We start from the raw sequence: 12,631 nt of genomic DNA, 5'->3' as shown, positions 1-12,631 counted from the left end.
CATGTCGAAGATAAAAAGGGTTCTAATATCTGTTTCAGATAAAACAGGTATTGTCGATTTTGCCAAAGAATTAGCTAAATATGATATAGAGATTCTATCAACAGGAGGAACATCGAAAACCCTAAAAGAAGCAGGTCTTAATGTCAAAGATGTATCACAGCATACTCACTTCCCAGAAATTATGAATGGGCGTGTAAAAACTCTTCACCCTCTTATTCACGGAGGCATCTTAGCAGATAGAGATAATTCAGAACACCTTAAAGCAATGCAAGATAACAATATTGGTCAAATAGATATGGTTGTTGTTAACTTATATCCTTTTGTTAATACTGTTAAATCTGGTGCTGATTTTGATACATGTATCGAAAACATTGATATTGGTGGACCCTCAATGGTTCGCTCATGTGCAAAAAACCATAAACATACAACTATAGTTACAAACCCAAACCAATATGAAACTGTAGTAACAGAAATGGCTCAAAATGATGGTCAAACAACTCTACAAACACGTAGAGAGTTTGCTAAAGAAGCTTTTGCTCACACTGCTGAGTATGATAGTCATATTGCAAATTGGTTTAGCAAAGAGTTAAATGAAGAGTATCCAGAAAAACTTTTCTCAGTAGGAACTCTTAAGCAAGTTCTAAGATATGGTGAAAACCCACACCAAAAAGCTGCCGTATATTCTACAGATACAGATTGTGTAAGCATCACAAATGCTAAGCAACTACAAGGTAAAGAGCTATCATACAATAATTTAAATGATGCTGATGGTGCATTTGAAATGGTTTGTGAATACTCTGAACCATCTTGTGCAATTATCAAACATGCAAACCCTTGTGGTATAGCTTCTGGCAAAAATGCTTATGAGGCTTGGAAAAAAGCTCTTGCTTGTGATCCAATTTCAGCATTTGGTGGTATTGTTGCATTTAACTGTGAAGTTGATAAAGAGTTTGCTGATTCTTTAGGAAAAATGTTCCTAGAAGTAATAATTGCCCCTAGCTATACTCAAGAAGCCTTAGAAGTACTAGCTGCTAAGAAAAATTTACGTGTACTAGAGACAGGTAAAACTTTTGATACAAAATCATCACGCATGATAAGCAAAAACATTCATGGCGGAATACTATCACAATCTTATGATAACGGCGGTGTTGAGATTAATGACTGTAAAGTTGTTACAGATAGAGCTCCTACAGATAAAGAATGGGCTGACTTAATGTTTGCATGGAAAGCTGTTAAATATGTCAAATCAAACGCTATTGTATATGCTCGAGATACTCAAACAGTTGGAATTGGTGCAGGACAAATGTCTCGTGTAGATTCTGCTAGAATTGGCGCTGAAAAAGCCGAGGCTCATGAAGGTGCTAAAAACTCAGCTGTTGCATCTGATGCTTTCTTCCCATTTGCTGATGGTCTAGAGGAATGTATCAAAGCTGGTGCAACTGCAGTAATTCAACCTGGCGGATCTAAAAATGATCAAGAAGTTATCGATGCTGCTAACAAAGCTGGTATAACAATGGTCTTCACTGGAATGAGACACTTCAGACATTAACCATTTCTTTATAGATTAATACTTTTCTTAATTATTATCTTTGATCTAATATAGTTTCACTTTAAGAAAGTGCTGATGTTAACAACGGCGATATAACTAAAACAACACCTATAAAAATAATAAAATAAATACTTTTAGTACGATACTTCTTCAAGTTTGGTGTTTTAAAAACAATATACGCAGGCACTAGACATCCTAATATTCCGAATATCGGTCCAGATAAGGGTACTAGCTTATATATTGGTGCATTAAAGACTATTGAAAGCCATGTTAATAGAAAGATTATAACTACAACTATAGTATTAAGACTAAATAAACCTTTACCCTCAATTGCTAAACCACTCTTTCTAAACCTCTCTCTTAAAACACCTCTTAAGGACTCTTCCATTCCGGCTAAGATACTTAAAAAAGAAGTCAAAATAGCACATAAGCTAATAATAATTCCACAAATATACAATATATTATTTGATTGGCCCTGCTTCTCTAACAATATAAAAGCTGATTGGTTATTTGCAGTTGCTTCTAAAGCTTGAGCTTTTGGAATTACTAAAGAAAATGACAATACATAAAAACCAATAACAATAACTAATATAATAAATGCTATACTCATCGTTTTAAGAGTTTTATTTAAAATAAAGCTCTTATCCTTACAACGATAATGAGACCTATAACCTATAACCATCGGACTTAATGACTGAATAAACAATATTGATGTCAATGAAAATGGCAACATTATAATACTTTTAGCAACAAACTCCCCACTACTAGTAGGAAACTCTATAAGATTGCTAGTTGACCATAAAGGAATTAACGATATAGAAACTACGATAATTGCCATGATCAATATAACTACCAAAAACGTTGATATCCGTACAAAGAGCTTTTGGCTTTTAACTCCTAAGAATATCAAAACAACCATTAAAAGTGCACTATATAAAGCACTCTGCTCAAGATGTGGATTTATCGTTAGATGAAACATATACAAATATGATGCTAAAGACTTTGCAACAACCTCAGCATATATTACTGTCCATATAATCATCATAAGAAGATATAATGCGCCTAGAAAAGTCGACCATTTATCTCCTAATAGCTCAGCAACGACTTCTTTATAATCTTTTGGTCGCTTTGACTCAAATAACGTTTGAATATAAAGCTTTTGGAAAAGATATATACCTGGATAGGCTATTAGTATTGATACCATAAAAACAGCAAAACCTACAACACCAACACTTACGGGAACCAAAACAATCCCTGCACCTACTGCCATCCCTATACTGACGACAAGCCAACTTAGATCGAATTTATTAAATTTATATGATTGAGGCACGTATACTTATAAAGTAGAAAAAACGTATGTATATTTTTACATTTTTGAAAAATTATTTAAATCAAAACTATTCATATAGTCTACTGTTTTACCCACACAAGTTTGTTAGTGTTATATCCTAACTCTTTTGCTTCCTTAATAAAGTCTTGCTTTATATTTTCCGGAACAGTTTTAGTTCTAGATAGTAACCATAAATAGTTTTTATTATCGCCAGCAACATAAGCATATTTATAGTTATCATCTAACTTAAATACAATATATGCGCCATAGAAAGGTCTAAAGAAAGAAACTTTTAAAAATCCTGTATCTTTATTTTCAACAAATTTTGCAATACCGTCTGCATAACTTCTCTTACCGGTAGAAGGTGTAACACCACTATTTACGACTTTTATTGAACCATCAGGATTTAAGCTATACTCAGCATAAACATTTGTCATACCTTTCTCAAAACTATTATCAAAACGAGCTATTTCATACCATTTACCTAAGTACTTATTTGCTTGGAAGTTTTTAACAGGCTCTATATTATCTGGTTTTGTTACACACCCAGAAAGCAATAACATCGCCACACTTACTAATATCACAAATAACTTTTTCATAATTAAACCGCTTTTTAAATTTTTTAATATGCATACAATATAGTAAACTAAATACTTGTTATAAGAATAGTTAAAATTTTTTAATATTATGGAACTAAGTTACTTTGATTTTCTCAAAAAAAATGACCTTACAAATTATAAGCTATTTATTGTAACTGGAGATGAGCCACTACAAAAACATAATATTATTGAAAAAATAACTAAAGCATTTAAACAAAAAGATTTTGAAATATCTTATCATGATTTAAATGAGCAAAATCTTGATGTTTTGTACAATGAAACAGATAGTCTAAGCTTATTCTCAATGGATAAGTTTATTCAATTTAATTTTGAAAAACCTCCTCAAAAAAACCTTCAGAATGCTCTAACTGAAAATCTATTAAACGATGATGAAAATGTATACTTGCTTGTTTTTAGTGGCATGAAAAAGCAAAACACCTCGGCAAAATGGTTTCAAAGTCTTGCAAATAAAGCAGTACATATAAAAATATATCAACCAAACTTCACAAACTCAGTAAATATCATTGAGAATGAGGTAACAGACCTAGGCCTTAATATCACTAGACAAGCGATAGAGCTTTTAGCACAAAAAACTGAAGGTAATCTTATCGCTACAAAGCAAATACTAAAACTTCTATCAAGGCAGAATACTCCGTCTTTTGATGAAAACTCAATACGTCCTTTTCTTCATGAGCATTCTAATTATGATGTATTTGATCTTTCTGAAGCTATTCTTATGCAGCAAAGAACTAAAGCTTTGAAAATCTTAAACAACATTTTAAACGAAAGTGACAAACCTCCATTAGTATTATGGTGTCTAAAAAAAGAACTAAGAATTCTTTCTCAACTAAAAAACACACAAATAACATATCATCAAAAAATATTTAAAGATAATAACATTTGGCCGTCAAAACAAAAATTTTATACAAGCTTAGCAAATAAAATTGACTCAAATACAATATCTAGATGTTTAGAAATGTGTCTTGATACAGACCTATCTATAAAAGGCGCTAAAAAAGCAAATATAAAACTACAACTGAACGAAATAACTTTTCAGCTTTTTAGCTAATTTCTGGTTGTACTTTATCATAAATTATGATTTTTCAATAATCTTACTGTTGTTTATCATTTACTTTTCTTAGACACTTGATATTATTTATATGAGCCAACAAAAGTTAAGGAAGCTAAAGTAAAAATGAGAACAATAACCGCGGAATATATCTGGATTGATGGTACAGATCCAGTACCTGAGCTTAGATCAAAAGCAAGAGTTTTACCTTTTAAAGAAATTACTAGCGCACAAGACTTCCCTGAGTGGAGCTTCGACGGTTCTTCTACGAATCAAGCTACAGGTAATGACTCAGACTGTATACTTAAACCAGTCAATTTTGTTATTGATCCTTTAAGAGAGTGTGGTTATATCGTTTTATGTGAAGTGTACAATCCAGATGGAGAAACTCCTCATAAAACAAATAATAGAGCTAAATTAAGAGAGATCTTAGCAAACAATAATGAAGATCATGAAATGTGGGCAGGATTTGAGCAAGAATACACTATGTTTAAAGATGGGCGCCCATTAGGATGGCCTACTACAGGCTTCCCTGGACCTCAAGGCCCATACTACTGTAGTGCAGGTGCAAAAAAAGCTTTCGGTCGTGATTTAGTAGAAGCTCATATGCAAGCTTGTTTAGATGCTGGCATTTTATTCTATGGAATTAATGCTGAAGTAATGCCTGGCCAGTGGGAATTCCAAATTGGTTATAGAGGTGTTGAAGGAGAAGATGCTGGCATATTAAATGTATCAGATCATACTCATATTGCTAGATGGTTACTAGAAAGATTAGGTGAAGAATATGATATCGTAATATCATTTGATAATAAGCCTATCAAGGGTGATTGGAATGGTGCTGGTATGCATACAAACTTCTCTACTAAGAAAACTAGAGACCCTCAACAAGGCAAACAAGCAATCACAGATATAGTTAAAAACCTAGAAAAAAATCATAAAAAAGACATCTTAAGCTATGGTTTTAATCTTCATGAAAGATTAACTGGTGACCATGAAACTTGTGATATAAATACTTTTAAAGTTGGTGATGCAGATAGAGGCTGTTCTATTAGAATACCAAGACCTGTAGCATTAAAAGGTTATGGATACTTTGAAGATAGAAGACCAGGTGCAAACTCTGATCCATATCTAGTAGCTATAGCTCTTGCAACAGCGACTATCAACTAATATTTATTATAAAACACTTATCTACACCATTTTTTTCTGTAGAATACACACAATTATTATTCTTTAAAATCTTACTATAAATTGAGAGGGTCTAAAAATGACAAGTTACTCAACTATTGAAGACTATTGCAAAAATATTTTTAATGTTATTTGTGATAAAGATGGATTTATTACTAAAAACGTTATTTTAGATGCTTTAGATGAGTCTGGCATTCTTACAGACGATCCACGAATACGAAAGCTTATAACAAAGCTAGATAGCTTTTCACGTGTTGATAAAATTGATTTTGAAACTTTCTTAGACTTTAGCTCTGATAGTATTAGCCTTATTGAAAAATCAATTAATAAGGGCTTTATAATTCCTGATTTTAAAGACTTTAAAAAAGAAATTATTGAAATATTTAATGAAACTAAGAAAAATGAATCTGGCCAAAATGCTAATTACATTCCCCAGCTAGCAAGGGTCGATCCAGATCTTTTTGCAGTGGCTTTTTGTAGTGTTGATGGTCAAATGATTACTATAGGCGATTATCTCCAGCCTTATTGTGTACAGTCAACTGCAAAAGCGATAACATATTGTATAGCTACAGAGTTAAATGGCGAAGAAAAAGTTCATAAACATGTTGGTAGAGAGCCTAGTGGTATCACTTTTAATGCTATAGCACTAAACAAATATAATCTGCCTCATAATCCTATGATTAATTCGGGTGCTATCATGACTTGTTCACTAATAAAGCCTGAATGGAATCTTGCTAATAGATTTGAGTATATCACTCAAGTTTGGAAAGACCTCGCTGGTGGTGAACCAACTGGATTTGATAATGCAACATATCACTCTGAAAAAGAAACTGCTGATAGAAACTATGCTTTAGCACACTATATGAAAGAGGTTGGAGCTTTTCCTGAGGGAGCAAATATCCATACAGCTTTAGACTTCTACTTTCAAACATGCTCTATACAGGTAAACGCGAAGAAAATGGCAAAAATAATGGCCTCAATTGCAAACGGGGGTATTTGCCCATTAACTAACAAAAAAGTTTTCTCCCCAACCACTGTACGTAACTGTTTATCAATGATGTATTCATGTGGTATGTATGACTTCTCTGGAGAATATGCTTTCTCAGTTGGATTACCTGCAAAATCAGGGGTTTCTGGAGCTTTAGTTATTGCTATACCAAATGTTGGTGGTTTTGCCCTATTTTCTCCTCGTTTAGACTCTAATCATAACTCAGCAAGAGGAGTTGAGTTTAGTAAAAGGCTAGTGGATAAGTTTAGTTTCCATAATTATGATCACATCGATTGTAGCAATAAAATTAATCCGATAGAAAACCGTATGGCTGCAAAGTCTAACCTAACATTTGAGCTAATTTGGGCAGCTAGCACTGGAGATATATCAGAAATCAAAAGAGTCATTCTTTTAGGTGCTGATATTAATAAAGGCGACTATGATAATAGAACAGCTCTACATTTAGCAGCTACAGAGGGACACTTAGATGTTGTCAAATATCTTATAAATAAAGGCGCTGATATTAACGCTAAAGATAAACGCAATAGAAAACCTATCGATGATGCTAAAGCTAATGATAATATCGAAATAGTTGAATTTCTCAAAAACATAGCTTCTGAATAAATGAGTTTTTTTATTATATATTTAACTTATATATTAATATTACTTTCTCTACTTAGCCAATGGTTCAAAAGATATAATAAAACTGGAAATATTTTATTTTTTATCTCGTTAGCATTAGCTTTTATAAGTGGGATAATTAACTTTATTGGTATTTTAATAGTCACGCTATCAGCGATACTAATTTACCTAAGTTCTAAACAGAAGAGTAAAAAGATAATAGCTATTCCTATATTTGTTATAACTGCATTATTTCTTCTTTTTAACTATATGCATATTTTACCTGGCTTTAATAACATATGTATCATAAAAAATGCTCACATTTCCCTAGATGCAATTCCTTTTACGCTATACTTAAACTACAATTCCTTAATACTTACGTATCTTATTCTAATAGTATTTTCGCCAAAGATTAAGCTCTTAAATAGCTCAAATGAAATACTATCGACTATTAAGTTAGGTTGCTTATATGGTCTAGTAGCAATACTGATCTTATTACCTATAAGCTATATATTTAGCTTTATAAAATATGATTTTAAAGTAACTAACTACACATTAATTTTTATTTTCGTGAACTTATTATTTACCTGTATTCCAGAAGAAATACTTTGGCGTGGGTTTGTTCAAACAAAAATTCAAAAATATACTAATTCAATAGTAAGTGTTTTAATTACATCTCTAATTTTTGCTTCAATACACATTATTTTTGCTGGTATATCCTTTGCAGTACTTGCTTTTATTGCAAGTATTATTTATGGTCTGGCATATATCAAAACTAAGAGAATTGAAGTTAGTATTATCTGTCATTATTTAGTTAATGTTGGACAATTTATCTTTTTTACATACCCGATATTAACTAGTGCTTATCCAAATTAATTTTCTCTTATTTTAAAATAGTCATTATTGCTTTTAATTTAATTTTCAGATATCTTTGGTACTTAGAAACTTTAACAGCAAAGGCTAACTAAATGAGTAAATATGTAAACAAACTATTATCAATAGTTGAAATGTTCATCTTTGGTATTCGTTGGATTCAAGCCCCAATATACCTACTTTTATCACTAGTTCTATTTGGTTTTATCTATGAAATATATCATGAGCTGTATCATCTATTTACTTCGTTTAAAAGCTTTAATGAAGATCAATTGATTATACTTGCACTAACTCTCTGTGATGTAGTACTAGTGGCTAACCTTGTTGTAATAGTAGTAATCAGTGGATATGAGAATTTTGTCAGTAAAATGAACCTTGATAAAAAAGGTGGTGGTCAACCTGTTTGGATAAAGAAACTCTCTCCAAATGCTGTAAAGCTAAAAATTGCTGGTTCTATTATAGGGATTTCATCAATATCATTACTTAAAAAATTCTTAGAAGTATCTCAAACATCAGATAGAGATTTAGCGTGGTCTGCAGCAATTCATATAGTTTTTGTAGTTTCAGCATTACTAATTGCGTTTACTTCATACATTGAAGGTAAGTCTCATAAAGCTAGCTACGATGATGATCACTAAATCAAAAAATACAGTCAAAAAGATAAGGATATAACTTATTTCCTCCGGCCTAGATCTTTATCCTCATCAGAGCCTTGAATAATTCTTGTACGCTCATCACATGAGATTAACATTTTATCTTTGAATTTAAAAAAAGCATGGACTTCAGCAATAACTTCCTGTTTATTTCCTTTCTTAGCATAAACTCGATGTAAAGATGCAACAGTATCACCCTCTTCTACAAGGCAGATAAAATTAAAAGAAATGCTCTCAAGAATCTCACGCTGTTTTTTGATATGCTCAATAAAGTCAATATAGTTAATCTTATGACCATCAACTACTTGTATGTAGTCTTTGCTAACAAATGTAGCAATATATTGTTCTAGATCTATTTTAGGATTGTATATATTTTCAAATAAGGATTTAAGAATATTTTTAAGCACCTATTACTCCAACCAACCTATTCGACTGCCTTTAATTTCTAATATTATCGTATATAGGTTATGATTCAAGGCGCTTTCTAGCACTCGAATTACTCAGGCTTCATATGAGGGAATAGTATTACATCTCTAATAGATTGAGAGTTTGTAAGATACATTACAAGTCTATCAATACCTATACCTTGACCAGCTGTTGGCGGCATACCATACTCAAGAGCTCTAATATAATCTTTATCATACGGCATAGCTTCATCATCGCCAGATGCTGCTGCTTCAACTTGCTTTCTAAATCTTTCAGCTTGATCTTGTGCATCATTTAACTCAGAGAAACCATTAGCAATCTCACGTGCACCTATAAAGAACTCAAATCTATCTGTAAACTCTGGATTACCATCTTGTCTACGTGCTAATGGTGAAACTACTGCTGGATAGTCTGTAATAAATGTTGGCTGAATAAGTTTATGCTCTACAGTCTCTTCAAATATTTCATTTATTAAGTGTCCAAGTTCATGGAAAGCTTCAACCTTAATATTTAATCTATCGGCAATTTTCTTAGCTGACTCAAAATCTGCTAGATCTTGTTTTGAGATATCATCGTTATATTTAACAATTGAATCAACCATTGAGATGCGCTCATACTTACCACCGAAGTTGATTTTATACTCACCATACTCAAGTTCTTGAGTTCCTGTAACTTCTTGTACAAGCTTAGAAAGCATATCTTCTGTTAAATCCATAAGGTCATTATAATCAGAGTATGCCATATAAAATTCAAGCATTGTAAATTCTGGATTATGGCGAGATGATACACCTTCGTTTCTAAAGTTACGATTTATCTCATAAACACGCTCAAAACCACCAACAACTAATCTTTTTAAATAAAGCTCCGGAGCAATACGTAAATATAAAGGCATATCTAAAGCATTATGATGAGTCTTAAATGGCTTAGCCGCTGCACCGCCTTGTAAAACATGCATCATTGGAGTCTCTACTTCCATAAAGCTCATGCTATCAAAATAGTTACGAATAAAACTCACCACTTTTGAACGAACTTTAAATACTTCTCTAGCTTTTTCATTTGTAATTAAATCAACATACCTTTGACGATATCTAGTTTCTTGATCTGATAAACCATGGAATTTATCAGGAAGAGGTCGAATTGCTTTCGTTAGAATTTCGAAATGATCTGCATGAATAGATAGCTCACCAGTATTTGTTTTGAACATCGTTCCAGAAACACCAACTATATCACCTAGATCACATAGGTTTTTAAAAGTATTATATTGACCCTCTGGAAGATCACTTTTCTTTAAATAAATTTGTATTCTACCTGAGAAATCTTGTAGAGTAATAAAAGAGGCTTTACCCATTACTCTTCTTAAAACAGCCCTACCAGTCACTTTATAAAGCTCTTTTGGCTCTAATTCTTCTAGCTCCTGCTTCGATTTGTCCGAATATTTTGCTTGTAAATCTGCAGCAACAATATTTCTTCTAAAACTATTTGGATGGCTAATACCATTGTTTTGCTCTGCAAGTGTTTGTAGCTTTTCTTTTCTTAAAGCCATTTGTGAGCTTTCTTGCATATCTGTGATATGCTTTTTCACAAGATTAGATACCTTTTCTTTGATCTGCTCATTTATTTCACTAACCTCTCCAAGAGAGTCACTAATTTGTTCTCTTATTTTTCCTCTAACAGCATCTTTAACTGTTATTTCATTAGCATCTAAGTATTCTTTTATCGACGTTTTTATTAAATCTTTTAATTTACTGCTCATTTTTATACCTTTTGTTTAAACTAATAAAAATAGCTGTCATTCTACGGCTTGACCGTAGAATCCATATTGCTATCTTATAATTTCTTCATATAAGTCATGCCAGTGTGGATTTACAGAATTGATTAAATCAATTTTCCACTTTCTTAGCCAAGCTTTTAATCTTTTCTCTCTATGTATTGCTGCTCGAACATCTTCAAATGATTCAAAGTAAACTAAATATTTTATAGAATATTTCTTAGTAAACCCATCTACAAGACCATTTTTATGTTCAAAAACTCTCTTAACAAGGTTTGATGTAACACCAATATATAATGTACCATAAAGTTTATTAGTCATTATATATGTATAATACATTTTTAACCCTTACAGATCCTACGGTCAAGCCGTAGGATGACATAATGTCTTTTTATAACCCTCTTTTTAGGCTTGCCTCAATAAACTTATCTAAATCACCATCAAGTACCGCCTGAGTATTGGTATTTTCAACTCCTGTACGCAAATCCTTAATACGTGATTGATCAAGAACATATGAGCGAATTTGACTTCCCCAACCAATATCAGATTTTGAATCTTCAAGAGCATTTTTTTCAGCATTACGCTTTTGCAATTCCATCTCATATAGCTTAGATTTAAGCTGCTTCATAGCACTATCTCTATTCTTATGCTGAGACCTATCACTTTGACTTTGTACAACTATATTTGTTGGAATATGCGTTATCCTTACCGCTGAATCAGTTTTATTAACGTGTTGCCCACCAGCTCCTGAGGCTCTATAAGTATCAACTCTTAAATCAGCAGGGTTAACCTCTATATCAATATTATCATCAACTTCTGGCGATATAAAAACTGATGCAAAAGATGTATGGCGTTTACTATTTGAGTCAAATGGTGACTTTCTAACTAGTCTATGAATACCTGTTTCTGTCCTTAACCAGCCATAAGCATACTCACCTTCGATTTTTAAAGTACAGCCTTTAATACCTGCAACATCCCCATCTGATACATCATCAACCGTTACTTTAAAGCCATGACTATCTGCCCAACGCATATACATACGCATTAGCATTTCAGCCCAATCTTGAGCCTCTGTACCACCTGAGCCTGATTGAATATCAAGATACGCATTATTTGCATCCATCTCCCCTGAAAACATGCGACGAAACTCAAGCTTTTCTATTTCAGCAGTTACACCTTGAGTATCTTTAGCAATTTCTTGCATAAGTGACTCATCTTCTCCAGCAAGCTCTAAAAGCTCTGTTAAAGTTTCCAATGTTTCTGAAATATGCTCACAGTTATGTACTACATTTTCAAGTTCGACCTTTTGTCTACCTAAGTTTTGTGCATACTCAGGATTATCCCAAATAGAGCCATCTTCTAGCTCCATAAGAACTTCTGTTAATTTTTCTTTTTTAACATCATAGTCAAAGATAGTCCCGTAGAGATTCAATACGGGCCGTTAGATTTTTCAATAAAACTCTATAATTTATAGATTCCATTTGATAATTTTTATGTTAGTTAAATTTTGTTTATAGATTTTATATTTTTGTGCAAAAAATCACAATCAATTTAGATTAATTCAATTTTA

At 32.3% G+C, this 12,631-nt stretch carries 12 protein-coding genes; 6 read left to right on the top strand and 6 right to left on the bottom strand.

Annotated features, from left to right (window positions below; genetic code table 11):
* Position 1 precedes the first annotated feature (1 nt).
* Positions 2-1,549 carry a bifunctional phosphoribosylaminoimidazolecarboxamide formyltransferase/IMP cyclohydrolase gene (gene purH, locus FIP56_RS00840; RefSeq protein WP_192577116.1) on the top strand — a complete coding sequence of 516 codons (1,548 nt, stop codon included), beginning with the start codon at positions 2-4 and terminating at the stop codon, positions 1,547-1,549.
* Positions 1,550-1,610: 61 nt separating this feature from the next.
* On the opposite strand, the gene FIP56_RS00835 is transcribed toward purH, so the two are convergent.
* Both FIP56_RS00835 and FIP56_RS00830 read right to left on the bottom strand, forming a co-directional pair.
* Positions 1,611-2,819 carry an aromatic amino acid transport family protein gene (locus FIP56_RS00835; RefSeq protein ID WP_192577115.1) on the bottom strand — a complete coding sequence of 403 codons (1,209 nt, stop codon included), beginning with the start codon at positions 2,817-2,819 and terminating at the stop codon, positions 1,611-1,613.
* Between the two features lie 140 nt (positions 2,820-2,959).
* Positions 2,960-3,478 carry a lipocalin family protein gene (locus tag FIP56_RS00830; protein WP_192577114.1) on the bottom strand — a complete coding sequence of 173 codons (519 nt, stop codon included), beginning with the start codon at positions 3,476-3,478 and terminating at the stop codon, positions 2,960-2,962.
* An 88-nt stretch (positions 3,479-3,566) separates the two neighbouring features.
* On the opposite strand from FIP56_RS00830, the gene holA reads away from it, so the two are divergent.
* The 5 genes from holA to FIP56_RS00805 all read left to right on the top strand — a co-directional run bounded on the left by holA (position 3,567) and on the right by FIP56_RS00805 (position 8,852).
* Positions 3,567-4,547: a DNA polymerase III subunit delta gene (holA, locus tag FIP56_RS00825; protein WP_192577113.1), complete on the top strand. Its 981-nt coding sequence runs from the start codon at positions 3,567-3,569 to the stop codon at positions 4,545-4,547.
* A gap of 126 nt (positions 4,548-4,673) precedes the next feature.
* Positions 4,674-5,714, top strand: a complete 1,041-nt coding sequence (locus FIP56_RS00820) for a glutamine synthetase beta-grasp domain-containing protein (protein ID WP_192577112.1) — start codon at positions 4,674-4,676, stop codon at positions 5,712-5,714.
* Between the two features lie 97 nt (positions 5,715-5,811).
* The gene (gene glsA, locus FIP56_RS00815; protein WP_192577111.1) at positions 5,812-7,344 is read left to right on the top strand and encodes a glutaminase A; all 1,533 of its coding nucleotides are present in this window, start codon (positions 5,812-5,814) and stop codon (positions 7,342-7,344) included.
* On the top strand, positions 7,345-8,217 hold the full coding sequence (locus FIP56_RS00810; protein WP_192577110.1) for a CPBP family intramembrane glutamic endopeptidase: 873 nt from the start codon (positions 7,345-7,347) through the stop codon (positions 8,215-8,217).
* 92 nt (positions 8,218-8,309) lie between these two features.
* Complete coding sequence (locus tag FIP56_RS00805) at positions 8,310-8,852, top strand: TIGR00645 family protein (RefSeq protein ID WP_192577109.1); 543 nt, start codon at positions 8,310-8,312, stop codon at positions 8,850-8,852.
* A gap of 35 nt (positions 8,853-8,887) precedes the next feature.
* Here the strand turns inward: FIP56_RS00805 and FIP56_RS00800 are convergent, their stop codons facing one another.
* From FIP56_RS00800 to prfB, 4 genes are all read right to left on the bottom strand, one after another.
* Positions 8,888-9,274 (bottom strand): nuclear transport factor 2 family protein, encoded by a 387-nt coding sequence (locus tag FIP56_RS00800; protein WP_192577108.1) that lies wholly within the window; start codon positions 9,272-9,274, stop codon positions 8,888-8,890.
* Positions 9,275-9,363: 89 nt separating this feature from the next.
* Complete coding sequence (gene lysS, locus FIP56_RS00795) at positions 9,364-11,046, bottom strand: lysine--tRNA ligase (RefSeq protein ID WP_192577107.1); 1,683 nt, start codon at positions 11,044-11,046, stop codon at positions 9,364-9,366.
* A 69-nt stretch (positions 11,047-11,115) separates the two neighbouring features.
* On the bottom strand, positions 11,116-11,400 hold the full coding sequence (locus tag FIP56_RS00790; RefSeq protein WP_192577106.1) for a GIY-YIG nuclease family protein: 285 nt from the start codon (positions 11,398-11,400) through the stop codon (positions 11,116-11,118).
* A 52-nt stretch (positions 11,401-11,452) separates the two neighbouring features.
* Positions 11,453-12,542, bottom strand: a protein-coding gene (gene prfB, locus FIP56_RS00785; RefSeq protein WP_209451848.1) for a peptide chain release factor 2 whose coding sequence is annotated in 2 segments (ribosomal slippage) — positions 11,453-12,469 and positions 12,471-12,542 — 1,089 coding nt in all. Because the reading frame shifts where the segments join, the coding sequence is not laid out codon by codon here.
* Positions 12,543-12,631 lie beyond the last annotated feature (89 nt).

Origin of the sequence: Francisella sp. LA112445, from assembly GCF_012224145.1 — a bacterium.
Classification (GTDB): domain Bacteria; phylum Pseudomonadota; class Gammaproteobacteria; order Francisellales; family Francisellaceae; genus Francisella.
This window is presented reverse-complemented; position numbering and strand designations above follow the sequence as displayed.